This window comes from Streptomyces sp. NEAU-sy36, assembly GCF_013423905.1.
Taxonomy (GTDB): Bacteria; Actinomycetota; Actinomycetes; order Streptomycetales; family Streptomycetaceae; genus Streptomyces; species Streptomyces misionensis.
Map to the genome: position 1 here is coordinate 3,757,214 of NZ_CP058977.1, position 23,053 is coordinate 3,780,266.

Genomic DNA, 23,053 nt, shown 5'->3' on the forward strand with positions numbered 1-23,053 from the left:
CTCTCTTCCACCTGCGGCGCGGTGCCCTTCCAGGGGGTGATTGCATAGGTCTGGCCTCCGAGGAATCACATGATCGCGTTCTGTTCGCTGTGTCACCCTGGTGATCTCCATCAACGGTGAGCAGCGCACGCGCCCTTGCGGATCCGGATGACGGCGAACGGGGCGACGGTCGGTGCCTGGGCTGCCGTCGACAGGCAGACCCGCAGCGGACGGCCGGGCTGTCGTCTCCAACCGGCGGATGCATCACCAACTCGGGTGATTTTTAGCGGTGTTGAGCCATGTGGAGTTCTGTGCGAAGCAGACGGTATTGGCCCAGACCAGCACCGTCAAGGCTGCGCAGCGTACTGGGAACGGCTTGGGTGCTTAAGTCCGTGGTTCGCCAAGCGGAGGGGCGTTCGGCCTGTTCGGACGGTGCGGCCGGAAATGGGGACGGCCGCACCGTAAAGCCCGGGAAAGGCGGCGTTGGCGGCTGCTCGCTCGATGCGCGGTCAGTGTCCGGTGAGGCGGGCCGTCAGGCGGGACAGCAGCGCGACGGCCTCGCTGAGCCGCTGCTTCTCGTCAGGGTCGAAGGTCTCGCGAATGGCGGCGCCCAAGGCGCCTGCGCGGGCGGCGCGTTCCCGCCGGAGGCGGGAGCGGCCGGCGTCGGTGACGTGCAGCAGGAGTTTCCGGCCGTCCTCGGGGTGCTGCTCGCCGTGGACCAGGCCGTCGGCGGTGAGGTCCTTGACCGACTTGGCGGCCGACTGGTGCGTGACACCGCGCAGGCGGGCGAGTTCGGCCGTGGTCAAGGGGCCGTCGCGGTCGAGGAATCCGAGAATGGCGGCCTCGCCGGGCGGCATGGTGTCCACGGTCCGCACCGCCCGGACCAGCTCACCGAGTGACCGTCGAAGCTCCTCGGCCAGCGCGTCTTCGTCCATGGGGTCATCGTAGCCGCCTATGCCACACTCAGTTGTACAGTTAAGTTGTACAACCAGGTTCAATAATGAGAGAAGGGCATGCCAGTCATGGAGCTCACCAAGTTCGGTCATGCGTGTGTGCGGCTCGAGAAGGACGGGCGCCGCCTGGTCATCGACCCGGGCGGCCTGACCGATCCGAGGGCGCTGGAAGGCGCCGATGCCGTGCTCGTGACGCACGAGCACTTCGACCACTTCTCGGAGGAGGTGCTGCGCCGGGCCGCCGCGGCGCGTCCGGGTCTGCGTATCTGGGCCAACTCGTCCGTCGCGAAGCGGCTGGACGGCCTGGGCGCGCGGGTCACCGCCACCGGCGAGGGGGACGCCTTCGGCGCGGCGGGCTTCGACGTCACGGTCCACGGGGCCTGGCACGCGGTCATCCACCCGGATGTCCCGCGCGTCCCGAACGTGGGCTTCCTGGTGGACGGTGCCCTCTTCCACCCCGGCGACGCCCTCACCGTCCCCGGGGCCTCGGTCGGCACGCTGCTGCTGCCGGTGCACGCCCCCTGGTCCACCGTCGGCGATCTGATCGACTACCTGCGCGAGGTCGCTCCCCGCGACGCCTACGCCGTACACGACGGCGCCCTCAACGACATCGGCACCACCATGGTCGAGGGCTTCCTCGGTGAGCGGGGTCCCGGGGTCCCGGCCCGCTACCACCGCCTGGCCCCGGACACGAGCGTCCGCATCGACTGAGGGCCGCCGACCGCCACCGGCGACGGCACGGCGCCTGGATGCTTGCGAACGCGGGCATTTTCGGTCTGCGGAAGGATTGGACGGCGGGTTCGGCGCGGTGTTCCCCTCACGGAGCACCGCCCTTGAGGAATCGACTCTGGAGTACGCCATGATCGCCGCTCGTCTGCACGCCTGGGACACCGCACCCGACCTGGAGGAGACCGGGCTTCCGGGGCCGCCGTTGCAGGGCGAGGTGATCGTGGAAGTCGAGGCCGCCGCCGTCACCCACCTGGACCTCACCGTCATGACCGGCACCTTCACGCACCGGCCCGCGCTGCCGTTCACCCCCGGCACCGCGGGTGTCGGAACCGTCGTCGAGGGCGACGCCGCGCTGCTCGGCCGGCGGGTGCTGGTGCGAGGCGGTGGCATCGGCCTGGAGCGGGACGGTACCTGGGCCGAGCGGGTCGGCGTCCCGGTCGACGCGCTCCGCGAGGTCCCCCGGGAGGCCGACGCCGCGCTCGCCGCCACCTGTTACTCGCCGATGACCACCGCGTGGGCCGCCGTGGAGGAGGTGGGCCGGATCGGCGGGGGAGAGCGGGTCCTGGTCACCGGCGCGGCCGGCGCCGTCGGCTCGCTCTGCGTGCAACTGGCCGCCCGGGCCGGGGCGTACGTCGTAGCCGTGGTCCGGGACGAGGACGCGGCCGGTGCCGTACCCGACGCGGCGCACGAGGTGCTGGTCCGCCCGGCCGGGGCAGAGGTCACGGTCGAAGGGGAGGCCGACGTCCTGCTCGACACCGTCGGCGGGGACACCGTCCCGGGCTTTCTGGGAGCCATGCGGCCCGGCGGGCGGGCGGTTCTGATCGGCTATGTGGCCGGTACCACGCTCCGTGTCGACCTGCCCACGCTGATGTCCCGGGACGTCGCCCTGCTGCCGATGAACATGGTGCGCCGCCACGTCCCCGCCGAGGTGTTCGACCGGCTGCTGGGGGACCTGACCGACGGCCGGCTCGCCCTCCGCACCACCGCCCTGCCCTTCGCGCGGATGGCGGATGCGGTGGAGACCCGTCGGAAGGGGGGAGGCCGGGGCACCATCGCGGTGCTGATGTGAAGTCGTCAGGTGGCGGCCGGGAAGGGGCGGTTGCCGGGGCGGGGGGCCGGAACGAACGGCGGCCCGGACACATGCGCGTGTCCGGGCCGTTTCGTCTGGTCGGCACTGGCGCCGAGGTCGTCGTGTCAGGCGGAGGGGGTCGGTGATGTGGTGGGGGCCGGGCCGCCGCCGGGTGCGCCCTGGCCGTCGTTCGTGGCGCTCGGGTCGACCGCCATGGTGAGGTGGCCGATGACGCCGCGCTCGATGTGCTTCTTGTCGTAGACGAGTTCGAGCAGGCCGCCCTGCGTGCCGGTTTTCGGGTAGATCGAGTCCTGGTCGAGGGTGACGCGTGTGACGGTGTTCGCCGAGTAGGGGGCGGTGTCCGAGGTGGCTTTCACCGCGGCCTCGGAGAAGTAGAACTGCCCGGTGTGGCAGGTGCGTCCGCCGGTGTAGCCGTCGGAGGTCCGGGAGCCGCCGGTGTGGACCTTGGTGTGGATGTGGACGGCGCGGCCGGTGTACCAGCCGGGGAAGACGGTCCGGAAGGTGACGAAACCCTGGTGGTCGGTCATCTGGATGCCGCGCAGCCAGGTGAGGTCGTCGGTCGGGGTCGCGTGGCCGCCCCCGCCGCCCGGACCGCCGGGACCGCCCGGGCCGTCCGGAGGCGCCGTCGGCGTGCCGGAGGGCGGCGGACCAGGAGGCGTACCGCCGCCGTTGCCGGTCCGGGTGTAGCCGGAGTAGACGCCGGACGCGTCGCAGTGCCAGATCTCGACGGCCGAGTTGCGGATGGGCTCGCAGGTCGCGCTGTCCACGGCGCGCAGTACGAGGAGGAGCGGGATTCCGGTGCGGTCCTCGACCACGTTCCTCCGGAAGAGTTCGTAGTCGATGTAGTAGGGGCCCTCGATCTGCTCCGTGGTCAGCGACATGCAGGCACTGGACGCGGAAGCGGCCGCCTTCACCGCGCCGAGGGTGTCGGCGCCGGCGGCGCCGCGGTCGGCGGCGCTCGCGACGGCCCCCGCCCCGCTGAGGGCGACGGCGCCGGCCGCACCGCCCAGGACCAGCATGCGGCGGCGGGACACCAACCGGGAGACGAGGGCGTTGTCAGGCTCTTCGGCAGAGGATCTCGACATGCGCATGACGGTAGGAACGCTGTCTGTGAGCCCCATGGGGAACAGTCTGTGAGCCTCATGTGAACCATGCGCCCTAACAGGCCAACCCCTGGCCGGATCGCTGGTAGGCCGGTACTGGTCCGGCCAAGGACCGCGACGGCCGGAAAGTCAGGCGCGTTCCGCCCCGGTCGTCTTCCCGGCGTCCGCGGCCCGGGAGCGACGGCGGTTCAGCAGGGCGCTTCCCCCGATCACCAGACCGATGGCGACGACCTTGGCGGCCCCGTAGTACCCGGTCGCCAACTCCTCCGGCGTGCCGGGCAGTCGCAACCAGACCCATGCCGCCGCGAGAGCACCGAAGACCATCAGTGCGACGGCTCCCCACGCCCCGAGGTCCGCCCACCACGGCACGGGACCATGGCCCTGTTCGTCGTTCCGCTCGACGTCCCTGGCGGTCACGTACGCCCTCCCCTTCTCGTATGGTGACGATCACCGGGGAAGACGTACGGCCGGTGCGGGAGGTTCACCAGGGACGGCGCCGGCCGCCCCGAGGATCACCACCGGTGGCCGTCTCGGCACCATCCCGGCGGGGGGACCGGCTGTTCCGCCCTCGGCCGATACCGTCAAAGGAACCGTCGGAGCGGGGTGACCGCGGCTTCCTTCGCGCGTTGCAGCACTGCCCGCTGTCTCCATCGCGCGGCGTCGATCTCCGCACTCCGCTCCACGTCCGCCTCGTAGTCCCGGTCGAGAGCGGCGGTGAACGTCTCGTCCAGGACCGCGAGCATGACCTCTTCGTCGTGGTCCATGGACCGGCGGTTGAAGTTGGTGGACCCGACGAGCGAGGCGACCGAGTCCACGGTGATGATCTTGGCGTGCATCATGGTCGGCTGGTACTGGCGGATGTGCACACCGGCCCGCAACAGCCGTGTGTAGTGGTGTTGGCCCGCGAGCTGGCAGGCACGCTGGTCGGTGTGGGGCCCGGGCAGCAGGATCTCGACCCGCACCCCGCGCCGAGCGGTGTCGCACAGCAGGTCGACGAAATAGGTGTCGGGGGCGAAGTAGGCGGTGGCCAGCCGGAAGCGTTCCTCGGCGGAGGTGAGCATGACGCGGATGAGGGTCTGCATGTCCTGCCAGCCGATGCTCGCGGAGCCGCGCACCACCTGCACCACCGACGAGCCGGTCTGCGGGTGTTCCGTGAAGCGGTCGCGCTCGTCGAAGAGTTCGTCGTGGCACTCCGCCCAGTTCTGTGCGAACGCCGCCGCGATGCCGTCCACGGCCGGACCGCTCACCTGTACATGGGTGTCGCGCCACTCGGCGGGGTTGCGGGCGTCACCGCACCATTCCTCCGCGATGCCGACCCCGCCGGTGAAGGCGGTCTGCTCGTCGACCACGAGGGCCTTGCGGTGGCAGCGGTGGTTCTGTTTGAACGGTGACAGCCACAGGGGCTTGCGGAACCAGGCCACCTGCACGCCCGCGGTACTCATGAGGTCGAGCAGCCGTCGCTCGATCTCCTTGGCGCCGAAGCCGTCGAGCAGCAGTCGCACGCGCACCCCCGCGCGGGCACGGTCGGCCAGGGCGGCGGCGAAGTCGTGGGCGATCTGACCCCGCCAGTACACGAACGTCATCATGTCGATGGTGTGCCGGGCCGCGCGGATCGCCCCGAGCATCGCGGGGAAGATCTCGTCTCCGTTGCGCAGGGGCGTCAGGGCGTTGCCTTCGGTGGCGGCCACGCCGATCAGCCGTTCCAGCCGGCGGCGCAGCCGCTGCTTGCGCGCCGCCGCGTCGGGTATGGCACAGCGAGCGGAGGGTGCTGCTACATCGTCGACCATCACGCCGGATCCCCTACCAGGCCGTAGAACAGAACGTCAGGGGCTGCCGGACGGAGCCCGACAAGCGGATGCCCGTCCGGCACCGCCTTACTCCAGCGCGGGTACACCAAGCGGTTCAGCCCTGCTTGGGCGCCGTGACGGGCATCAGACGCAGGGTGAAGGAGTGACCGGCCGGGTCGGCGTATCCGCGTTCCTCGTACGGCCCCGCCGGGTCCTTCGTGTCGATCGGTCGGCCCCCGAGTCCCACCACCCGCCGCTCGGCCTCGTCCATGTCCTCGACCAGGAAGACCAGATGGGCCTGGAGGGAGTTCTCCGGGCGCGGCCAGCTGGGCGACGTGGCGTTCACGTCACGGCGGAAGGCCAGCCGTACCCCGTCGGCACCACGGATCTCCACGAGGTTGGCGGAGGCACCCGTCTGCTCGCCTTCCAGCAACTCCCTGTAGAACACCGAGAGTTTCTCGGGCTCGGCGCAGTCGAGGACCACGAAGCCCGCCTTCACCAAAGTCATGCTTCCTCCCGTGGGATGGTCTGCCTCTGCGGATATCCCCGGTTGCCGGATTCAGTCGGCGGCGGGCCCGGGCGCCCTCACGGGTGCCGGATCGTTCCTTGCGCCGAGATCCGCGCGGCGTGCGGGCCGAAGTCCTCTTCCGACATGCCGGAGACGAGGTCGATCGCTTCGCCCCCCGGCTCTGGAGTGCCGGGTGCCACGATCCGGGTCGGACGCAGCTGCCCCGAGACGTAGCCGCCGTCGGCGCGGAGGGTCACCTGGAGCACGCCACTGGTCGACAGCGTGCCGCCGAGCCCGAGCACCCCGTAACCGGTGAAGTTGCCGAGGCTGTAGGCGATCAGCCTGCCTTTGTAGAACTCCATGCCCCGCATCACGTGCGGGCCGCTGCCCACGACGAGGTCGGCCCCGGCGTCGATCACCGCGTGGCTGAAGCGGTAGCCGTCGCCCCGGTTCTCGCCGAGGAAGTACTCGGTGCCGGGCTCCACGTGGGTGCGGTCCGAGCCCTCCGCGCCGGCGTGCATGGTGACGATCACGATGTCCGCCATCTTCGCGGCGCGCGCGGTGAGTTGCCGAGCGGCGGGGATGTCCGTGATGTCGTTCGCCCCGTGGTCGGGCGCGAAGCCGATGAGCGCGACCCTGATCCCGCGCACCCGCTGCACGGTGATCTGGCCCAGGCGGCCGGTGTACAGCAGGTTCGCCGAGCGCAACGCGGCGAACGTCTCGCGCCGACCCTCCGCGCCGAAGTCGTCGATGTGATTGTTCGCCGTGTTCATGGCCGTGAACCCGGCCTTCTTGAGCAGGTGTCCATAGGACGGCGGGACGCGGAACGCGAAGCAGTTCGGGCCCTCGATGGAGTCGCACTTGCTGGAGCCGCCGGTGGTGAGCGTGCCCTCCAGGTTTCCGAGCACCACGTCCCCGGTGAGCAGTTCTTCGACGGGGTCGAAGAACGAGGCGCCGTCGTCCGGCGGCAGGTCGTCCGGCAGCGAACCCATCACGACGTCGCCCACGGCGGCGATCCGCACGTCGCCCGCGGGGCGCGGCGGGGCAGCTGCGCCGAGCGACGTGGTCGCCCGCGTGGGGGCCTGGGGAGAGCGGACGGATGCCGGGTGCCCGGCGCCGCCGCGGGACACGAGGGCCGCGATGACGACCACCGCGGCGGTCCCGGACAGGAAGAGGGTGAACGGGCGGCGTCCCGGCCGCCGCCGTTCGCGCCGCTGTCGAGGGCACTGACCGCCGGACGTGATCACCGGCTCATGCTACGGAGCGGCCACGCGCTCCTGGCGCAGTGTCACCCACCGGCGTGTTTCGGTATGTCCCGATGTCGATACGTCCCAATGAGACAAGTGTCCCACTGGGAAATGTGTCCCACTGGGACACGAGGGGTTATCGTGACGGCATGACGGCAACGGAGCCCCCCACCGCCACCACCGAGGACCGGCGACGGCGCAAGGCGCGGAAGACGCGTGAGGCGCTGGCCACCGCCGCGGTCGAGCTGATCCTCGAACGCGGTCTCGCCGCCACCACGGTGGAGGCCATCGCCGAGCGGGCCGACGTGACCCGCCGGACCTTCAGCCGGTACTTCACCGGCAAGGAGGACGCTGCCCTCGACTTCGTCCGCGGTGACGGCGACCGCATCAACGCCCTCCTGCGGGAGCGCCCCGCCGCCGAACCTCCCCTGCCGGCCTACCGCGCAGCCGTACGCGACTGGCTCGCCGACCGTGAGAACCCCGCCTGGCACGTCCGGCCCCGGATGCGCCGGCTGCTGGCCCTCGTGGACAGCGAACCCGCCCTTTTCGCCGCGTACGAACGCATCCGGGTCGACGCCCAGGAGGAGTCGATCCGCATCATCGCCGAACGGCTCGACACCGATGACGTACGGGACGTACGCCCCGCCGTCGTGGTCGACGCCGCCGCCGGAGTCCTCACCGCCGCGCTGCGCCTGTGGGCGCGGGGCGCGCCGGACGACGACTCCGCCGCCGCAGACCTCGCCGCCCTGGTGGAGCGGGCCTACGACGCCCTGACCTCGGAGGCCGCCCGAGCGGCCGCCGACCGCAACAGCGAAGAGTGAAGGCACCATGAGCACTGTCTCGAACACCGAACACCCGACCGAGTTCGCCGGGCGCCGCGCCCTGGTGACCGGTTCCGCCTCCGGCATCGGCCTGGCCACCGCCCGCCGGCTCGGCGCCGGCGGCGCCGCGGTGGTCATCGCCGACCACAACGAGGAAGGCGCCGCGAAGGCCGCCGCCGAACTGAAGGCCGAGGGCGTCGAGGCCGCCGCCGTCCGGCTGGACGTCACCTCGCCCGAGTCGGTCGCCGCCGCCGTCGCCTTCACCGTCGACACCTTCGGCGGCCTCGACCTGGCCGTGAACAACGCCGGTATCGGCGGCCCGAGCGCGCCCACCGGCGAGTACGACATCGAGGCCTACGACCGCGTCGTACGCACCAACCTCGACGGCGTCTTCTACTCCCTGCGCCACGAACTGCCCGCCATCGAGGCCACCGGCAACGGCGGCGCGATCGTCAACGTCGCCTCCATCCTCGGCTCGGTCGGCTTCGCCGGCTCCGCCGCCTACGTCGCCGCCAAGCACGGCGTGGTCGGTCTGACCAAGACCGCCGCCGCCGAGTACGCGGCCAAGAACATCCGCGTCAACGCCGTGGGCCCCGGCTTCATAGAGACCCCGCTGCTCCAGGGGATGGACCGGACGGCGTACGACGGCCTGGTCGCGCTGCACCCCGCCGGCCGACTCGGCCGCCCCGAGGAGGTCGCGGAACTCGTCGCCTTCCTGCTGTCCGACCGCGCCTCGTTCGTGGCCGGCGGCTACCACCTCGTCGACGGCGCCTACACCGCCCTCTGAGCCCCGGAAAGGAGCCGTACGCCATGAAGGCACTGCAGTACCGCACCGTCGGCGCCGCCCCCGAGGTGGTCACCGTCCCCGACCCCGAGCCCGGCCCCGGCCAGGTCCTCCTGAAGGTCACCGCGGCCGGCGTCTGCCACTCCGACATCGCGGTGATGAGCTGGCCCGCCGAGAACTTCCCCTACCCGCTGCCGCTGACCCTCGGGCACGAGGGCGTGGGCACCGTCGCCGCACTGGGCGCCGGCGTCACCGGGCTCGGCGAGGGCGACGCCGTCGCCGTCTACGGCCCCTGGGGCTGCGGCAACTGCGCCAAGTGCGCGGAGGGCAAGGAGAACTACTGCCTGCGCGCCGCCGAGCTGGGCATCATGCCGCCCGGCCTCGGCTCCCCGGGCTCGATGGCCGAGTACATGATCGTCGACGATCCCCGGCACCTGGTGCCGCTGGAGGGCCTGGACCCGGTGGCGGCCGTACCGCTGACCGACGCGGGCCTCACGCCCTACCACGCGATCAAGCGTTCGCTGCCCAAGCTGGTCGCCGGCTCCACGGCCGTCGTCATCGGCACCGGCGGGCTCGGCCACGTCGCCATCCAGCTGCTGCGCGCCATGACCCCGGCCCGGGTCATCGCCCTGGACGTCACCGAGGACAAGCTCGAACTGGCCCGCTCCGTCGGCGCCCACGAGGCCGTGCTCTCCGACGCCGAGGCCGCGGGGAAGGTCCGCGACCTGACCTCCGGCACCGGCGCGCAGGCGGTCTTCGACTTCGTCGGCGTGGAGCCGACCGTCCGCACCGCGGCCGCCGTCGCCGGTGTCGAGGCGGACGTCACCCTCGTCGGCATCGGCGGTGCCGCGCTGCCCGTCGGCTTCGGCCTGCTGCCCTTCGAGGTCTCGGTCACCGCTCCCTACTGGGGCACCCGCGCCGAACTCATCGAGGTGCTCGCGCTGGCCCGTTCCGGCGCCGTGTCGGTGCACACCGAGACGTTCTCGCTCGACGACGCCCCGATCGCCTACGAGCGGCTGCACGCCGGCACGATCAACGGCCGCGCGGTGATCCTCCCCAACGGCTGACCACCGCGTCCCGGCCCGGCCACCGCATCCGTCCTCACCCGCGGTGGCCGGGCCGGTGTGCGTGCACCCGTGCGGACTCGGGACGGCCGGGAGGCGGCCCACCACGTGCCACGCCGGAGCCGTGGAGCGCCGCTTCCCCGCGGTGCCCGCGTGTGCGAGTGCGTCGCCGAGGATGTCCCGCAGCGCGGGGGAGGGGCAGCGTGACGGCGGTGACGGCGGACCGCCCGTCCGGGCTCGGGGCGATGCGGCGGAAGACGCCGCGCCGGTCGGCAGAGGGTGTCATGTAGGTTCGGTTCGGTGCCGCGCGCTGATCCGCGCACGGTGCTCTCCGGCCGCTGCGGTGCCGGTGTCCGGATGCGAGGGAGGTGCGGCGGTGGCCGAGCAGAAGCAGAACGGTGGCGGGACCGTCGGGGCCGCCGCCGAGCGGACCATCCGCGTACGCAACCCGCGCGGGCAGGGAGAACGGCTGCGCGAGGAGATCCTGCGGGCCGCCGGGGGGCTGCTGGAGCAGGTGGGCAGCGAGGACGCCCTGTCGCTGCGTGCCGTGGCCCGGGAGGTCGGCATCGCCACCCCGAGCATCTACCGCCACTTCTCCGACAAGACGGAACTGGTGTGGGCGGTGCTGGCGGAGCACTACGAGCGGCTGGCCGGGATCATGTCCGAGGCCGACGGCTCGGCGCCCGCGGACGACCAGCTCGCACGGCTGCGCTCCCAGCTGACCGCCTACTGTCGATTCGCTATCGCGAATCCGGCGAAGTACCGCCTGATGTGCGAGACCTGGCAGACGCCGGTGGACGAGGAGCGCCTGCACGGCCACCCCGCGGGGCTGCTCCTGCGCGGCCTGAGCCGGGCGCTCACCGCGTGCGAGGAGGCCGGCTGGCGAGTGCGGGGTACCCGCGCGGACGCCCCGTACATGCTGTGGTGCGCGCTGCACGGCAGGATCACCCTGTGGCAGGTGATGCCGCGCCGCAAGGACCCCGCCCGGCTCGACCGGTTCGTCGACGAACTGCTCGACCTTCTGCTGGAGCGCTGACCGGCACCGCCCCGCACGCCCCTGGCGGGCGTGTGTCCCAGCGGCCGCGTCCCTGGTCGACGCCTGTGCGGGCAGTCACGTCTCCCGGTCGGCGCGCCCCGCAGCGCGCCCCTTGCCGGGCGCGCCTCTGAGGCTGAGCGCACTTCCCTGACCAGTGCTTTCTCCGGCCGTGTATCCGCGGCGGGGCGGTCCTGGCGGCGCCGCACACCGGTCCGCCGGATTTTCTTCACTTTTTCTGACGTCCGGACGGCGCCACACCCTAGGGATACAGCTGTAAGCTAACAACTGTTATCCAACGTGTTCTCCCCCCAAGGAGCGGCATGACCACCGCAGCACTTCCCGCGCTTCCCACTCAGCCGCCCTCCGGTTGCCCCTTCGACCCCCCGGAGGGGCTGGCCCGGCTGCGGATCGAGGAACCCCTGTCGAAGGTCGCCCTGGACGACGGCGGCTGGGCCTGGCTGGCCACGCGCTACGCGGACGTCCGGGCGATCCTCGGCGACGCGCGCTTCAGCTCCGACACCTCCACCCCCGGCTATCCGGTCAGCGGCATGACCGGCGGCGGGCCGCGTCCCGGCGCCACCCGCGGCTTCATCCGCATGGACCCGCCCGAGCACACCAGGCTGCGCCGCATGGTCACCCGCGACTTCATGGTCAAGCGGGTCGAGGCCCTGCGCCCGACCCTGCAGAAGCTCACCGACGAGCTGTGCGACGCCATGGAGCGCACCGACCGTTCCGAGCACCCCGTCGACCTGGTCAAGGCCCTGGCACTGCCGTTGCCGTCGCTCGCCATCAGCCTGCTGCTGGGCGTGCCGTACGAGGACCACGACACCTTCCAGCGGCTGACCGGCGCCCTGCTCGCCCGGGAGATCCCCGAGGAGGAGCGCGGCGCGGCCCGCACCGAGCTGCTCGCCTACATCGACAACCTGGTCGGGACGAAGAAGGCCGAGCCGGGCGACGACATCCTCAGCCGCCTGATCACCGAGCAGTACGACAAGGGCGAGCTGACCCACGAGGACCTCGTCGCGTTCGCCGTGCTGCTGCTGGTCGCCGGACACGAGACGACGGCCAACATGATCGGCCTGAGCGCCCTGACCCTGATGCTCGACCGGGAGACCGCCGACCGGCTGCGCGAGGACCCCTCCCTCATCCGCGGCGCCGTGGAGGAGCTGCTGCGCTTCCACAGCATCATCCGCAACGGTCCGCGCCGCGCGGCCCTGGAGGACGTCGAGGTCGGCGGGCAGCTCATCCGCAAGGGCGAGGGCGTCATCGTCGCCGTGCCCTCCGCCAACCGCGACGAGGACACCTTCCCCGACGCCGGCCGGCTCGACATCAGCCGCCCCAACGCCCAGCACCACGTGGCCTTCGGCTACGGCATCCACCAGTGCCTGGGCCAGGCCCTGGCCCGCGCCGAGTTGCAGGTGGTCATCACCACCCTGCTGCGCCGCTTCCCCGGGATGCGTCCCGCCGTGCCGGTCGAGGAGATCCCCTTCCGCACCGACATGGTCATCTACGGCTGCCACGCGCTGCCGGTCACCTGGTGACCGGATCCCCCGAACCCCCAGGGATCACGACTCCCCCCACACAGAAGGAAACACCGATGAAGATCACCGTCGACGAAGCGAAGTGCTGCGGCGCCGGCCAGTGTGTGCTGGTCGCCCCCGAGGTCTTCGACCAGCGTGACGAGGACGGCATCGTCGTCCTGCTGAACGCCTCTCCGGACGCCGCGCAGCACGCCGCGGTCCGCGAGGCCGCCACCATCTGCCCGGCCGCGGCCATCCAGGTGCGCGAATGAGCACCGCCCGCCCCCGCATCGCCGTCGTCGGCGCCGCCGCGGCCGGGCTGGCCGCGGCGGAGGGGCTGCGACGCCTGGGCTGGGACGGGGAGATCACCCTCGTCGGCGACGAGCCCCACCTGCCCTACGACCGCCCGCCGCTGTCCAAGCAGGTCCTCTCCGGCGCCTGGGAGCCCGAGCGCACCGCGCTGCGGGACACCACGCAGATCACCGACCTGGAACTCGACCTGCGACTGGGCACCCGTGCCAGTGCCTACGACCCGGGACGGCGCACGCTCACCCTGGACGGCGAGGGACAGACGGTCCTGCGGTGTGCCGGCGTCATCGCCGCCACCGGTGTGACACCCCGCGCCCTGCCCGGCACCGCAGGGGTCCGAGGCGTGCACGTCCTGCGCACCCTGGACGACGCGCTCCGCCTGCGCGAGCGCCTGGCCACGCCCGGCCGGCGGCTCGCCGTCGTCGGCAGCGGCGTGCTCGGCGCCGAGGCCGCCGCCGTGGCGCGCACCCTCGGTCACGACGTGGCCCTCGTCGGCACCCAGGACACCCCCATGCGGCGGGTGCTGGGCGCGGAGGTCGCAGGACTCCTCGCCGAGGCCCACCGCGCCCACGGTGTCACCCTGCACACGGGGGCGGTCACCGGCGTCACCGAGCGGTCCGGACGGGTGAGCGGCGTCGTCCTCGCCGACGGCACCGTCGTGGAGGCCGACGACGTCCTCCTCGCCATCGGCTCCGTTCCCGCCGTCGACTGGCTGCGCGGGCCCGGCGCCGAGGCGGCGGGCCTGGACCTGTCCGACGGCCTCGGCTGCGACGAGTTCTGCGCCGCGGCCCCCGGGCTGTACGGCGCGGGCGACGTGGCCCGCTGGTACCACCCCGTGCTGCGGCGGCACCTGCGGATCGAGCACCGCATGAACGCCAGCGAGCAGGGCCTGGCCGCCGCCCGTAATCTGCTGGCCGAGCTGGACCCCGAACGCTTCGGCGAACGCCGCCCGTTCGTTCCGGTGCCCTACTTCTGGTCCGACCAGTACAGCCTGAAGCTCCAGGCGTACGGCGTCCTGGCCGACGCGGAGCGGGTCCAGGTGCTGCGTCTCGACAAGGACCCGCTGCGGCTGGCCGCGCTGTACGGCACGCCCGACCACGCCACCGGAGCCCTGGCCATCGGTCTGCCGCCACGCCGGGCCAGGTCCCTGCGCGCACTGGTCGCCACGCCGTCGCCCTGGCCGGAGGCCACCGCACGGCTGGCCGAGGCAGTGGAGGGATGAGCCCTTGAGCAGGGCTCCGGCTCGGGGCGGCCGTGGAATCGGTCAGACGCTGAGCAGGGAGTCGTCCTGCGGACGGGCGCCGGGCAGACGGTGGCGGGCGGCGATGAGCGCGGCGTCGACATCACGGGTTCCGGTCGCCACGCACAGGGTGTAGGCGACGTCGTCCATGCGCTGGCGCACCTCGGGGCTGCCGTCTTCGGCGTGCAGTATCCGCAGCGTCTCGTACTGCTCGACCAGGTTCTTCAGTACGGCGGGGTGTGCCATGAGCATCGGGGGTCTCCCTCATCACCACGAATCACTTGGTAACTACAGCGACCCTTGTGCCCCCGCTCCCGGCCGCCATTCCCGTGGAATTCGGCAACGGCGGCCGGGGCGTCGTGGCCGGGAAAGCGGAAGCCATCAACGCGGACGGTCAGGGTAAGCGGTAGTGACCCAACCGTTCGCACGAAAGTGGTGCCCTGCCATGGCCGAGACACGTGACGTCGTCGAGCTCATCCTTCAAGACCACCGGCGCATGGAGGACCTGTTCCGCCTGATGCGCAGCGTCGAAGCCGACCGGGCCGCCGCGCTGCGCGAGTTCGCGGACCTGCTGATCGCCCACGCGCTGGCCGAGGAGGCCAAGGTCTATCCCGCCCTGAAGCGCTACAAGGACATCGACGACGAAGAGGTCGAACACGGCGAGCACGAGCACGACGAGGGCAACAAGGCGCTGCTGGACCTCCTGGAGGTGGAGGAGGTCGGCTCGGAGGAGTGGGACTCCAAGCTGGAGGCACTGGTGGAAGCCGTCACCCACCACGCCGACGAGGAGGAACGCACCATCCTCAACGGCGCGCGCGAGAACGTGGCGATGGAGCGGCGCGAGGAACTGGGAGCGGCGTTCACGCAGGAGCGCGAGCGCCAACTGAAGGCCGGCTGCGGCTCGCTCGACAACGTACGCGACATCGTCGGTTCCTGACCAGGCTCGGGGCGAAGGCCAGCTCGTAGCCGAGCCCCTGGGTCCGGTGATTGGGGTCGCCGGGCCGGGGCACCCTGCGTCCATGGAGGACAGCCGGCCGACCCGCGCTTTCGTACTGGGCGGCGGCGGTGCCCTCGGCGCCTACGAGATCGGCATGCTGAAGGCACTGTTCGCCGCCGCCGTGCACCCGGACCTCGTCGTCGGCACCTCCGTCGGCGCGATCAACGGTGCCGCCGTCGCCGCCGATCCGTCACAGGATTCGGTGGCCCGGCTCGCCGACCTGTGGACCGGCCTGGGGCGCGCCGGTGTGTTCTCCGGATCACTGCTCGGGCGGCTGGGCACGGCCGTACGCAGCGGCACCCACCTCTACCAGCCCACGCCGCTGCGCGAACTGCTCGCTTCGCACCTGCCGGTGAGCCGGATCGAGGATCTGGCCCTGCCGTACCAGTGCGCGGCGGCGAGCATCGAACGGGCCGCCGAGCACTGGTTCACCGCCGGCCCGCTGGTGGACGCCGTGCTCGCCTCCTGCGCGGTGCCCGGTCTGCTGCCGCCCGTCCGGCTCGACGGCGAGCACTTCGTCGACGGCGGCCTGGTCGACAGCATCCCCGTCGGTCGTGCGGTGGCCCTCGGCGCGACCGAGGTGTACGTCCTGCAGGTCGGCCGCGTCGAGCGGGCCCTCTCTCCGCCGCGGGCTCCCTGGCAGGTGGCGCTGGTGGCGTTCGAGATCGCTCGCAGGCACCGGTTCGCCCGCGACATGGCGGACCTGCCGCCCGGCGTCACGGTCCGCGTGCTGCCGTCGGGCTCGGGCCCCGACGAGGGCACCGCCGGCCTGCGGCAGTTGCGGTACCGCACCTTCGGCCGGACCGCCGAGCGCATCGAGCGTGCCTACGCGGCCTCCTCCCGGTACCTGGAGACAGTGCTCGGTGCGCCCGACGGCGCGTCGTGATCGGCATACGTCCGCGCAGTCGTCTCCCGGCTCGGCCGGCCGGCGCGATGGTCACCGGACTGCGCCGTACGACCACCATCGTGCTGCTGCTCGCCCTCGTGCCCGTGGTGGCCGCGATCCTCGTCGCCGCGTGCGTGCTGTGCGTGCCGTTCTCCCTCCCCGCGCGCGGCGCCTGGCGGCCCGTGCGGATCACGGCCTTCGCCCTGCTGTACCTCCTGGTGGACGCGGCGGCGCTGGTGGCCGCCGCCGGTCTGTGGGCGAGACGGCTGCCGGGCAGACGGGAGCGCGCTGAGCGGCGCCTCGTGGCCGCCGAGGACGCGTACGCCGCCCTGGAGCGGGTGCTGCGACTGCTGCGGCGCGCGGCCACACGGATCTTCGGGCTCCGGTTGGAGGTGACGCCCCCGCTGCCGGGCCCCGTGCGGCACGCCGCGCCCGTCCTGGTCTTCGTGCGGCACGCGGGCGTCGGCGACTCCTTCCTCCTGCTGCAGACCCTGCTCAGCCAGGCCGGGCTGCGGCCGCACACCGTCCTGAAGCGGGCTCTGCGCGCCGACCCCGCGCTCGACGTCCTCGTCGGACGGGTCCCCCACTGCTTCCTACCGCCCCTCCACGGACGGGCCGAGGACGAGATAGGGGAGCTGGCGGCCGGACTCCGCCCGGGCGACGCGCTCGTGCTCTTCCCGGAGGGCGGCAACTTCACACCGCGCCGCCGCCGGCGCGCCATCGCCTCCCTGCGCCGCCGGGGGCTGCCGCGCCGGGCCTCCCGCGCGGAACGCATGCACCATGTCCTGCCGCCCCGGGACGGCGGGGCCCTCGCCGCGATCGCCGCCGCGCCGACGGCCGACGTGGTCTTCGTCGCACACACGGGGCTCGACGTCCTCCACTCGGCACGCACCGTGTGGAGCCGGCTGCCGCTGCGGGACGCGGTGCGGGCACGCTGGTGGCGCGTACCCGCGAGCCGGATTCCCGAGGGCGAGGACGCCCGCAGCAAGTGGCTGCTCGCGCAGTGGGCCCGTGTGGACCGCTGGATCGCCGATCACGCGGACCCGGAGGCGGCACACGCGTGACCGACCGCCCCGCCGGCCGCGGTGCGAACGGCTTCCGCCACGGCTGCCGGGGCGGGGCCTCGGCAGCCGGCCCGGCACCCGCGGCCGCTGCCACCGGGCCGGGGCGGCGCCCAGGGTGCGGGCGTCGTCGAGGAGGGGAGCGGGCCGGTGAGAGAATTCGGGGTGTGATGACAAGTACCAGTGACATCGAGAAGGCGGCCGGTGTGCTGCGCGCCGGCGGCCTGGTGGCCCTCCCGACCGAAACCGTCTACGGACTGGGCGCCAACGCCGAGGACCCCGCCGCCGTCTCACGCATCTTCCAGGTCAAGGGACGTCCGCCCTCCCATCCGCTGATCGTCCACATCGGCGGCGCGCAGCACCTGGACGACTGGGTACAGGACGTGCCCGCGACGGCACGTCTGCTGGCCGAGCACTTCTGGCCCGGGCCGCTCACGCTGGTCCTGCGGCGCGGTCGGCGGGTGCCCCTGGAAGCCACGGGCGGTCTGGAGACGGTGGCCGTGCGGGTCCCCGACCACCCCGTCGCCCTCGCGCTGCTGTCGGCCTTCGGCGGCGGTGTCACCGCACCGTCCGCCAATCGCTTCGGCTCGGTGAGCCCCACCACGGCCGGTCACGTCCGGGCGGAGCTGGGGGAGGCCGTCGACTTCGTGCTGGACGGCGGTCCCTGCGGGGTCGGCGTCGAGTCGACCATCGTCGACGTCACCGGTGAGACCCCGGCCATCCTCCGGCCCGGCGGAGTGACCCGCGAGGACCTCGAAGCGGTGCTGGGGCATCCGGTCGAGGTCCCGTCCACGAGCCACGTCCGGGTGCCGGGCCAGCACCCGTCGCACTACGCGCCGTCCGCACGGGTCGTCCTGGTCGAGCCGGAGAAGGTCGCCGTCGAGGCGAGGCTCGCGCAGGCGCAGGGGCACCAGGTCGGCGTCCTTCTTCCCCCCTCCCTCGCCGGCACCCCGGTGAAGGCGCACGCCGTGGTGGACGTCCCGGCGTCCCTGGCCGACTACGCGCGTGAGCTGTACGGGTTCCTGCGCGAACTCGACCAGCAGGGGTGCGACCTCATTGTCGCCTCCTTGCCGGCGGAGGAGGGGCTGGGACTGGCGATCGCCAACCGGCTGCGCCGCGCCGCGGGGCCCCGTTCCCTCGCGTGACCGGTACGGGGCCCTCGGGTCCCCCGTCTCCTGAAGGGCGAGTGCGGCAGCTCACGCCGAGGGCCGCGCCGTGGCGCTCAGGATGCCGCGGGCACACCCGCGTCGAGGCCGTGAGCGGCGACGAGGTGGGCACTGCCGTCGGCCAGGCGGTAGCGCAGGCCCACCACGGCGGTCTGGCCGGCGGCGACCTTGTCGGCGAGGACCCGGGAGCGGTCCAGCAGCAGGTCGGCGCTGTGCTTTATGTGCTCGGCGAGGATCTCCTCCGGCTCGACCCGTCCGGCGGCCCGGGCGGCCAGCACGCTGGGGGTCACCCGTTCGACGACGTCCCGGACGTACCCGCCCGGCGTCACGCCGTCCTCCAGCGCGGCGCACGCCGCGCCGACCGCGCCGCACGAGTCGTGCCCGAGGATCACGACCAGCGGGCAGCCCAGCACCTCCACGCCGAACTCGATGCTGCCCAGCACCTCCGGGCCCATGACGTGGCCGGCGGTGCGCACCACGAACAGGTCGCCCAGACCTCGGTCGAAGATGATCTCGGCGGCCAGCCGGGAGTCGGAACACCCGAACAGTACGGCGAAGGGCTGCTGGGACGGTGCGGTCTCGGCGCGGCGGGCGGCGTCCTGGTTCGGGTGCTCCGGGGTGCCTGCGACGAAGCGCTGGTTACCGGCCATCAGCAGCTCGAAGGCGTCGCGGGGCGTCGGGGTCTTGGTCTCGTTCATGGCGGCAGCCTACGAGGCGGCGGCCGCCGTCGCACCGCCTGGTCTCCTTGTCCCGCGCCCAGGGGGAAGGAGGAAGCTGTTCGAACCGCACATTCCGTGACCGTCGGGGTGCGGGTCCTCACTGTGACGTCCGCTGTGGCGGGAAGTCGGCGCCGGCGGTCACCTCCCGCCAGTCGTCGAAGGCGGCCTTGAGGGAGTCGAGTTTGGCGGTGGCGATGTCGTACGCGGCCTTGCCCAGGAGCAGCCGGAGCGGCGGCTTCTCGGCTGTGACGGCGTCGATGACGGCCTGGGCCGCGCGTGCCGGGTCTCCGGGCTGGTGGCCGTAGGTGGCCAGGGTTCGGGTGCGTCGGGTGCCCGCGGTGAGGGCGTAGTCGTCGATGGTCGTGGCGGACCGGCGCATGGAAGGGCCGGACCAGTTGGTGCGGAACGCGGCGGGTTCGACGATCGTCACGTTGATGCCCAGGGGGCCGACCTCGGCGGCCAGGGATTCGGAGAGTCCTTCGACGGCGAACTTGGTGGCGTGGTAGTAACCGGTGGCACCGAAGCCGACGAGGCCGCCGAGGGAGGACATGTTCACGATGTGGCCGCGGCGACGGGCTCGCATGCCGGGCAGGACGGCCTTGGTGGTGTCGACCAGGCCGAAGACGTTGGTGTCGAACAGGGCACGGACCTCGTCGTCCTCACCCTCTTCGATGGCGGCGAGGTATCCGTAACCGGCATTGTTGACCAGGACGTCGATCCGTCCGAACGCTGTCTGTGCCCGGGCGACCGCCCTCGTGATCTGCTCGGCGTCGGTGACGTCCAGCGCCAGGGCGAGGGCGCGTTCCTCGTGCCCGGCGACCACGTCGGCGACCTGGTCGGCGTCCCGGGCGGTGACCACCGCACGCCACCCCTGTTCCAGCACGGTGCGGGCGAGTGCCCGGCCCAGGCCGGAGGAGCAGCCGGTGATGAACCATACGGGGGTGTCAGGGGAGTTCATGGGGGATGTGTCCTTCGTCTTGAGCGTCGTGGATCTCGGTGAGGGCGAGGCTGCCCAGCAGGCTCAGTGACTGTGCCGCGGCGCTGCCGGGTTCGGCCCGGTAGACGACCAGGTGCTGGCCGGGGGCGCTGTGGACGGAGAAGGTCTCGAAGTCCAGGGTGAGGTCGCCGGCCAGCGGATGCCGGAACCGCTTGGCCGAGGCCGTCTTGGCCCGTACGTCGTGACGCGCCCACATGCGTGCGAAGTCGGCGCTGCGTACCGACAGTTCGCCGACTAGTTCCTGGAGCCGCTGGTCGTCGGGGGCGGGGTTGGCGGCCCGCAGCGCGGCCACGCACCCCTGCGCCACGACGGCCCAGTCGCGGTAGAAGTCCCGGGCCGCCGGGTCGAGGAACATGGCCGTGATGAGGCTGGTCCGGTCGCCGAGCCAGGAGAACAGGGCCTCGCCGAGGGAGTTGACGGCCAGCAGGTCGAGGTACCGGCCGTAGACCAGAGCCGGGGTGTCCGCCCAGGCGTCCAGCAAGGACACCAGTTGCGGGCCGGCGTACTCCCGGGCGGACCGGGACCGCGGGCGCTGGGGCGGATCGACCGCCGCGCGCAGGTAGGCGGCTTCCTCGTCCGTCAGCAGGAGTGCGGCCGCCAGGGCCCGCAGGACCTGGGGGAGGGGTTGCGTTCCCGTCCCTGTTCCAACCGTACGTAGTAGTCGGTGCTCACCCCGGCGAGGACGGCGACCTCCTCCCGGCGCAGGCCAGGAGTACGGCGCGCCCCGGCGGGCATTCCGTGGTCCTCGGGGCGCACCAGTGCGCGGCGAGCCCGCAGGAACTCACTCAGCCGGTTGTTGTCCATGCCGCCAACGTATCGGCGGTCAAGGCCGAGTTGGTGGTCCTGTCACACCCACCCGGGATTTGCCGGCGGCCGACCCGGACGAAGCCAGGGCAGTCCCACGTCACGGCGGCCCCGGGCCTTCAGAAAGCCGTTGGCGGTATCCCGTTGAAACCTGTCATTGGTGCCACTGGGCGATCACGGTCACAGCCGGTTGACTTCGGGGCGTTCATGGAAATCGGTCCCGAAGGAACATCGATGCACATCCAGACCGCCCTGTCCGAATGGCAGCGGGTCGACTCGCCACGCTCACCGGCCTCTTCGACCTGCTGTGGGCCGCGGTGACCGCACTGCCGGTCATCCGTCCCGGCTCCACGACGGGGATGTGACCATGCGTCTGCTTCCTCCGCGCCACGTGCGCGTCGCGGCTCACGCCGAGCTGATCTCACTGATCGTCATGCCGGCCAACCTGTTCACCGTCCATCTCAAGCCCGTCTCATCGCTGATGGGCCCCACCCACGGCTGCGCCTACCTGTTCGTCGTGATCGCGACCTGGCGACTGGCGGAGGCGACGACCGCCGCCAAGTTCCTGGCCGCCGTCCCGGGAGCCGGTGGGCTGCTCGCACTGCGACTGCTCGACGCCGCCGATCCGGGCCGGGCCCGGCCGAAGGAAGTCATTCCGTCATGATCTACGTCTCGCCGATCATTGTCGGCATCGTCTACTGCCTGCTGATGTCCCTGATCAAGGAGCCGCACCGGCGCCGCTTCAACGCGATCATGCTGGCGGGGGCCGGAGCCGCCTATCTGAGCGGGGGCGGCTTCGGCCCGTGGGAGGTGCCGTTCACCGCGCTCATGGCCTACGTCGCCTACCGAGGCCTGGAGTCCTGGACCTTCATCGGCATCGGCTGGCTGCTGCACACCGCCTGGGACGTGGCCCACTGGCTCAAGGGACAGCCGATCCTGCACTTCGCACACGACTCGTCCATGGGCTGCGCCATCTGCGACCCCGTCATCGCGCTGTGGTGCCTGCGCGGAGGACCTTCGCTGATCGAGCTCGTCCGCCGATGGCCCGGGGTCGGCCGGACAGCAGATCGCGATCACGTCTCCGCCTCCTCCTGACCGGCCGCTCCGACACCCGCGGTCTCACGAGTGGCCGCGCTCGTCGACACCACGGGGGAACCGGTCGCCTCCGTCGGCGGCGGGCCGGGTGGGCGGAGCGGGGAGTGACCAAGAAGACGCTGTACGACCGGTTCGGCTCGAAGGAGCAGCTCGTCGTGGAGTACTTGGCCCGACGCGACGAACGCTGGCGGGAACTGCTCGGCTCCCACCTGGACGCGGCCGAGGGGCAGACGCCGGTGGCCCTGATCCTGGCCGTCTTCCAGGCCGCGCGCGCATGGGCGGGGGAGTACGGCTCCAGAGGGTGCGGCATGATCAACGCTCATGTGGAGATCGGGGACCCGACGCATCCGGCGTATCCGGTCATCATGGGACAGAAGCAGTGGATGCTCGACCTGTTCACCCGCCTCGCGGCGGGCGTCGACCCGGCGGACGCGGACCGGCTGGCTCAAGCGCTGATGCTGCTGCACGAGGGAGCGGTGGTCGCACACGGGCTGGGCGTCTTCCCCGACCCGTTCGGGCAGGCCCTCGACCGGGCCCGCGAGCTGCTGGAACACGCGGCCGGCGCGGGCCCGGACACGCCGTCGCGGTAAGCCCGCCCACCACGGTCGTTCCGGCGCGGACCCCCGGCCAGGTCTCGTCGCCACATCCTGGACCACTCCGGCCGCCGTTTCCCGCGCGGCGCCCGCACGTTGTCGCCGACGGGCGCGCGCGACGGCCATCGACCGGCTCCGCCTCCGTCACTCCTCAGGTACCGCACCGCCGTTCACGCCACGGCGACCTGCTCCGGTGCGAGACGGGTCGGTGGGCGTCCGTCCGCCGCCGGAGTTCATCCGCTGCCGTGCGGCGGCAGGACCGTCCGGATCGCCCTGTAGTTGGAGGCATGGGCGACGGCCATCTGCTGCCCCAGCATCGGGCAGACGTTCATCGCCTCTTCCCAGTGAGCGGCGGACTCCCATTCCGCCACGTTGACGAGAGAGAACCTGCTCCCCGGAACGGTCGTACGGAACATGTACGTCCGGATGAAACCGGGCTGCGCTGCCATCAGCTCCGCGGCGCCCTGCCAAGCGTCGAGATAGGAGCTTTCCTTCTCCGCGTCGATCTCGATCGGAATGATCACGACATGGCGATCTTCCATCTGCCGCCTCCGTTGCCTGCAAG

26 protein-coding genes and 1 pseudogene are annotated in these 23,053 nt (G+C 72.2%); 16 read left to right on the plus strand and 11 right to left on the minus strand.

All coding sequences use genetic code 11. The features are described from left to right. Positions 1-488: 488 nt before the first annotated feature. Positions 489-914 carry a MarR family winged helix-turn-helix transcriptional regulator gene (locus HZZ00_RS17320; RefSeq protein WP_180333032.1) on the minus strand — a complete coding sequence of 142 codons (426 nt, stop codon included), beginning with the start codon at positions 912-914 and terminating at the stop codon, positions 489-491. Positions 915-1,001: 87 nt separating this feature from the next. Between HZZ00_RS17320 and HZZ00_RS17325 the strand changes: the two genes are divergently transcribed. After that, entirely contained in the window at positions 1,002-1,643 is a 642-nt protein-coding gene (locus HZZ00_RS17325; RefSeq protein ID WP_180333566.1) for an MBL fold metallo-hydrolase, read from the plus strand. Between the two features lie 148 nt (positions 1,644-1,791). Beyond that, positions 1,792-2,730 (plus strand): zinc-binding alcohol dehydrogenase family protein, encoded by a 939-nt coding sequence (locus tag HZZ00_RS17330; protein ID WP_180333033.1) that lies wholly within the window; start codon positions 1,792-1,794, stop codon positions 2,728-2,730. 125 nt (positions 2,731-2,855) lie between these two features. Here HZZ00_RS17330 and HZZ00_RS17335 read toward each other — a convergent pair whose 3' ends face one another. The 5 genes from HZZ00_RS17335 to HZZ00_RS17355 form a co-directional block, all read right to left on the minus strand. After that, positions 2,856-3,842: an intradiol ring-cleavage dioxygenase gene (locus tag HZZ00_RS17335; RefSeq protein ID WP_180333034.1), complete on the minus strand. Its 987-nt coding sequence runs from the start codon at positions 3,840-3,842 to the stop codon at positions 2,856-2,858. A gap of 141 nt (positions 3,843-3,983) precedes the next feature. Further along, complete coding sequence (locus tag HZZ00_RS17340; protein ID WP_180333035.1) at positions 3,984-4,271, minus strand: hypothetical protein; 288 nt, start codon at positions 4,269-4,271, stop codon at positions 3,984-3,986. A gap of 164 nt (positions 4,272-4,435) precedes the next feature. Beyond that, on the minus strand, positions 4,436-5,641 hold the full coding sequence (locus HZZ00_RS17345) for a phosphatidylserine/phosphatidylglycerophosphate/cardiolipin synthase family protein (RefSeq protein WP_180333036.1): 1,206 nt from the start codon (positions 5,639-5,641) through the stop codon (positions 4,436-4,438). 115 nt (positions 5,642-5,756) lie between these two features. Then, on the minus strand, positions 5,757-6,149 hold the full coding sequence (locus HZZ00_RS17350; RefSeq protein ID WP_180333037.1) for a VOC family protein: 393 nt from the start codon (positions 6,147-6,149) through the stop codon (positions 5,757-5,759). Between the two features lie 77 nt (positions 6,150-6,226). Next, the gene (locus HZZ00_RS17355) at positions 6,227-7,396 is read right to left on the minus strand and encodes a CapA family protein (RefSeq protein WP_219014036.1); all 1,170 of its coding nucleotides are present in this window, start codon (positions 7,394-7,396) and stop codon (positions 6,227-6,229) included. 149 nt (positions 7,397-7,545) lie between these two features. Between HZZ00_RS17355 and HZZ00_RS17360 the strand changes: the two genes are divergently transcribed. From HZZ00_RS17360 to HZZ00_RS17390, 7 genes are all read left to right on the plus strand, one after another. Continuing rightward, the gene (locus HZZ00_RS17360; protein WP_180333038.1) at positions 7,546-8,217 is read left to right on the plus strand and encodes a TetR family transcriptional regulator; all 672 of its coding nucleotides are present in this window, start codon (positions 7,546-7,548) and stop codon (positions 8,215-8,217) included. A gap of 7 nt (positions 8,218-8,224) precedes the next feature. Further along, complete coding sequence (locus HZZ00_RS17365; protein WP_180333039.1) at positions 8,225-9,004, plus strand: SDR family NAD(P)-dependent oxidoreductase; 780 nt, start codon at positions 8,225-8,227, stop codon at positions 9,002-9,004. Positions 9,005-9,027: 23 nt separating this feature from the next. Continuing rightward, the gene (locus HZZ00_RS17370) at positions 9,028-10,068 is read left to right on the plus strand and encodes an NAD(P)-dependent alcohol dehydrogenase (RefSeq protein ID WP_180333040.1); all 1,041 of its coding nucleotides are present in this window, start codon (positions 9,028-9,030) and stop codon (positions 10,066-10,068) included. 373 nt (positions 10,069-10,441) lie between these two features. Next, positions 10,442-11,101 carry a TetR/AcrR family transcriptional regulator gene (locus HZZ00_RS17375; RefSeq protein ID WP_257585857.1) on the plus strand — a complete coding sequence of 220 codons (660 nt, stop codon included), beginning with the start codon at positions 10,442-10,444 and terminating at the stop codon, positions 11,099-11,101. Positions 11,102-11,421: 320 nt separating this feature from the next. Further along, positions 11,422-12,642 (plus strand): cytochrome P450, encoded by a 1,221-nt coding sequence (locus HZZ00_RS17380; protein ID WP_180333042.1) that lies wholly within the window; start codon positions 11,422-11,424, stop codon positions 12,640-12,642. 56 nt (positions 12,643-12,698) lie between these two features. Beyond that, positions 12,699-12,893: a ferredoxin gene (locus HZZ00_RS17385; RefSeq protein ID WP_070029219.1), complete on the plus strand. Its 195-nt coding sequence runs from the start codon at positions 12,699-12,701 to the stop codon at positions 12,891-12,893. Further along, complete coding sequence (locus HZZ00_RS17390) at positions 12,890-14,152, plus strand: NAD(P)/FAD-dependent oxidoreductase (protein WP_180333043.1); 1,263 nt, start codon at positions 12,890-12,892, stop codon at positions 14,150-14,152. The genes HZZ00_RS17385 and HZZ00_RS17390 overlap by 4 nt, the downstream gene beginning before the upstream one ends. 42 nt (positions 14,153-14,194) lie before the next feature. Here the strand turns inward: HZZ00_RS17390 and HZZ00_RS17395 are convergent, their stop codons facing one another. Further along, the gene (locus tag HZZ00_RS17395; protein WP_180333044.1) at positions 14,195-14,422 is read right to left on the minus strand and encodes a DUF5133 domain-containing protein; all 228 of its coding nucleotides are present in this window, start codon (positions 14,420-14,422) and stop codon (positions 14,195-14,197) included. Between the two features lie 193 nt (positions 14,423-14,615). On the opposite strand from HZZ00_RS17395, the gene HZZ00_RS17400 reads away from it, so the two are divergent. The 4 genes from HZZ00_RS17400 (at position 14,616) to HZZ00_RS17415 (ending at position 18,259) form a co-directional block, all read left to right on the plus strand. After that, entirely contained in the window at positions 14,616-15,107 is a 492-nt protein-coding gene (locus HZZ00_RS17400) for a hemerythrin domain-containing protein (RefSeq protein WP_180333045.1), read from the plus strand. Positions 15,108-15,189: 82 nt separating this feature from the next. Then, positions 15,190-16,053, plus strand: a complete 864-nt coding sequence (locus HZZ00_RS17405; RefSeq protein ID WP_180333046.1) for a patatin-like phospholipase family protein — start codon at positions 15,190-15,192, stop codon at positions 16,051-16,053. Continuing rightward, positions 16,050-17,117 (plus strand): 1-acyl-sn-glycerol-3-phosphate acyltransferase, encoded by a 1,068-nt coding sequence (locus tag HZZ00_RS17410; protein WP_180333047.1) that lies wholly within the window; start codon positions 16,050-16,052, stop codon positions 17,115-17,117. Before HZZ00_RS17405 ends, HZZ00_RS17410 begins: the two co-directional genes overlap by 4 nt. Before the next feature lie 167 nt (positions 17,118-17,284). Then, entirely contained in the window at positions 17,285-18,259 is a 975-nt protein-coding gene (locus tag HZZ00_RS17415) for an L-threonylcarbamoyladenylate synthase (RefSeq protein ID WP_180333048.1), read from the plus strand. 77 nt (positions 18,260-18,336) lie between these two features. Here the strand turns inward: HZZ00_RS17415 and HZZ00_RS17420 are convergent, their stop codons facing one another. The 3 genes and pseudogenes from HZZ00_RS17420 to HZZ00_RS17430 all read right to left on the minus strand — a co-directional run bounded on the left by HZZ00_RS17420 (position 18,337) and on the right by HZZ00_RS17430 (position 20,800). Next, positions 18,337-18,978: a carbonic anhydrase gene (locus tag HZZ00_RS17420; protein WP_180333049.1), complete on the minus strand. Its 642-nt coding sequence runs from the start codon at positions 18,976-18,978 to the stop codon at positions 18,337-18,339. A 118-nt stretch (positions 18,979-19,096) separates the two neighbouring features. Continuing rightward, complete coding sequence (locus HZZ00_RS17425) at positions 19,097-19,957, minus strand: oxidoreductase (RefSeq protein WP_180333050.1); 861 nt, start codon at positions 19,955-19,957, stop codon at positions 19,097-19,099. After that, positions 19,944-20,800: pseudogene (locus tag HZZ00_RS17430) on the minus strand (helix-turn-helix domain-containing protein). The gene HZZ00_RS17425 and the pseudogene HZZ00_RS17430 overlap by 14 nt, the downstream one beginning before the upstream one ends. A gap of 367 nt (positions 20,801-21,167) precedes the next feature. Here HZZ00_RS17430 and HZZ00_RS17435 point away from each other — a divergent pair. From HZZ00_RS17435 to HZZ00_RS17445, 3 genes are read left to right on the plus strand one after another with little or no spacing between them, the layout of a single operon-like run. Next, entirely contained in the window at positions 21,168-21,464 is a 297-nt protein-coding gene (locus HZZ00_RS17435) for a DUF3817 domain-containing protein (RefSeq protein WP_180333051.1), read from the plus strand. Then, entirely contained in the window at positions 21,461-21,895 is a 435-nt protein-coding gene (locus tag HZZ00_RS17440; protein WP_180333052.1) for a DUF6010 family protein, read from the plus strand. Before HZZ00_RS17435 ends, HZZ00_RS17440 begins: the two co-directional genes overlap by 4 nt. Beyond that, positions 21,841-22,485, plus strand: a complete 645-nt coding sequence (locus tag HZZ00_RS17445) for a TetR/AcrR family transcriptional regulator (RefSeq protein ID WP_374028534.1) — start codon at positions 21,841-21,843, stop codon at positions 22,483-22,485. The genes HZZ00_RS17440 and HZZ00_RS17445 overlap by 55 nt, the downstream gene beginning before the upstream one ends. Positions 22,486-22,721: 236 nt before the next feature. Here the strand turns inward: HZZ00_RS17445 and HZZ00_RS17450 are convergent, their stop codons facing one another. Beyond that, entirely contained in the window at positions 22,722-23,030 is a 309-nt protein-coding gene (locus tag HZZ00_RS17450) for an antibiotic biosynthesis monooxygenase (protein ID WP_257585860.1), read from the minus strand. Positions 23,031-23,053 lie beyond the last annotated feature (23 nt).

What these genes read in the sequence shown, in the direction of transcription:
- HZZ00_RS17405 (WP_180333046.1), top strand. Translation starts at nt 15,190, where the DNA reads ATGGAGGACAGCCGGCCGACCCGCGCTTTCGTACTGGGCGGCGGCGGT.
- HZZ00_RS17450 (WP_257585860.1), bottom strand. Translation starts at nt 23,030, where the DNA reads ATGGAAGATCGCCATGTCGTGATCATTCCGATCGAGATCGACGCGGAG.
- HZZ00_RS17390 (WP_180333043.1), top strand. Translation starts at nt 12,890, where the DNA reads ATGAGCACCGCCCGCCCCCGCATCGCCGTCGTCGGCGCCGCCGCGGCC.
- HZZ00_RS17335 (WP_180333034.1), bottom strand. Translation starts at nt 3,842, where the DNA reads ATGCGCATGTCGAGATCCTCTGCCGAAGAGCCTGACAACGCCCTCGTC.
- HZZ00_RS17395 (WP_180333044.1), bottom strand. Translation starts at nt 14,422, where the DNA reads ATGCTCATGGCACACCCCGCCGTACTGAAGAACCTGGTCGAGCAGTAC.
- HZZ00_RS17345 (WP_180333036.1), bottom strand. Translation starts at nt 5,641, where the DNA reads ATGGTCGACGATGTAGCAGCACCCTCCGCTCGCTGTGCCATACCCGAC.
- HZZ00_RS17365 (WP_180333039.1), top strand. Translation starts at nt 8,225, where the DNA reads ATGAGCACTGTCTCGAACACCGAACACCCGACCGAGTTCGCCGGGCGC.
- HZZ00_RS17330 (WP_180333033.1), top strand. Translation starts at nt 1,792, where the DNA reads ATGATCGCCGCTCGTCTGCACGCCTGGGACACCGCACCCGACCTGGAG.
- HZZ00_RS17400 (WP_180333045.1), top strand. Translation starts at nt 14,616, where the DNA reads ATGGCCGAGACACGTGACGTCGTCGAGCTCATCCTTCAAGACCACCGG.
- HZZ00_RS17325 (WP_180333566.1), top strand. Translation starts at nt 1,002, where the DNA reads ATGGAGCTCACCAAGTTCGGTCATGCGTGTGTGCGGCTCGAGAAGGAC.
- HZZ00_RS17320 (WP_180333032.1), bottom strand. Translation starts at nt 914, where the DNA reads ATGGACGAAGACGCGCTGGCCGAGGAGCTTCGACGGTCACTCGGTGAG.
- HZZ00_RS17360 (WP_180333038.1), top strand. Translation starts at nt 7,546, where the DNA reads ATGACGGCAACGGAGCCCCCCACCGCCACCACCGAGGACCGGCGACGG.
- HZZ00_RS17415 (WP_180333048.1), top strand. Translation starts at nt 17,285, where the DNA reads ATGACAAGTACCAGTGACATCGAGAAGGCGGCCGGTGTGCTGCGCGCC.
- HZZ00_RS17370 (WP_180333040.1), top strand. Translation starts at nt 9,028, where the DNA reads ATGAAGGCACTGCAGTACCGCACCGTCGGCGCCGCCCCCGAGGTGGTC.
- HZZ00_RS17445 (WP_374028534.1), top strand. Translation starts at nt 21,841, where the DNA reads ATGGCCCGGGGTCGGCCGGACAGCAGATCGCGATCACGTCTCCGCCTC.
- HZZ00_RS17420 (WP_180333049.1), bottom strand. Translation starts at nt 18,978, where the DNA reads ATGAACGAGACCAAGACCCCGACGCCCCGCGACGCCTTCGAGCTGCTG.
- HZZ00_RS17380 (WP_180333042.1), top strand. Translation starts at nt 11,422, where the DNA reads ATGACCACCGCAGCACTTCCCGCGCTTCCCACTCAGCCGCCCTCCGGT.
- HZZ00_RS17385 (WP_070029219.1), top strand. Translation starts at nt 12,699, where the DNA reads ATGAAGATCACCGTCGACGAAGCGAAGTGCTGCGGCGCCGGCCAGTGT.
- HZZ00_RS17440 (WP_180333052.1), top strand. Translation starts at nt 21,461, where the DNA reads ATGATCTACGTCTCGCCGATCATTGTCGGCATCGTCTACTGCCTGCTG.
- HZZ00_RS17425 (WP_180333050.1), bottom strand. Translation starts at nt 19,957, where the DNA reads ATGAACTCCCCTGACACCCCCGTATGGTTCATCACCGGCTGCTCCTCC.
- HZZ00_RS17350 (WP_180333037.1), bottom strand. Translation starts at nt 6,149, where the DNA reads ATGACTTTGGTGAAGGCGGGCTTCGTGGTCCTCGACTGCGCCGAGCCC.
- HZZ00_RS17435 (WP_180333051.1), top strand. Translation starts at nt 21,168, where the DNA reads ATGCGTCTGCTTCCTCCGCGCCACGTGCGCGTCGCGGCTCACGCCGAG.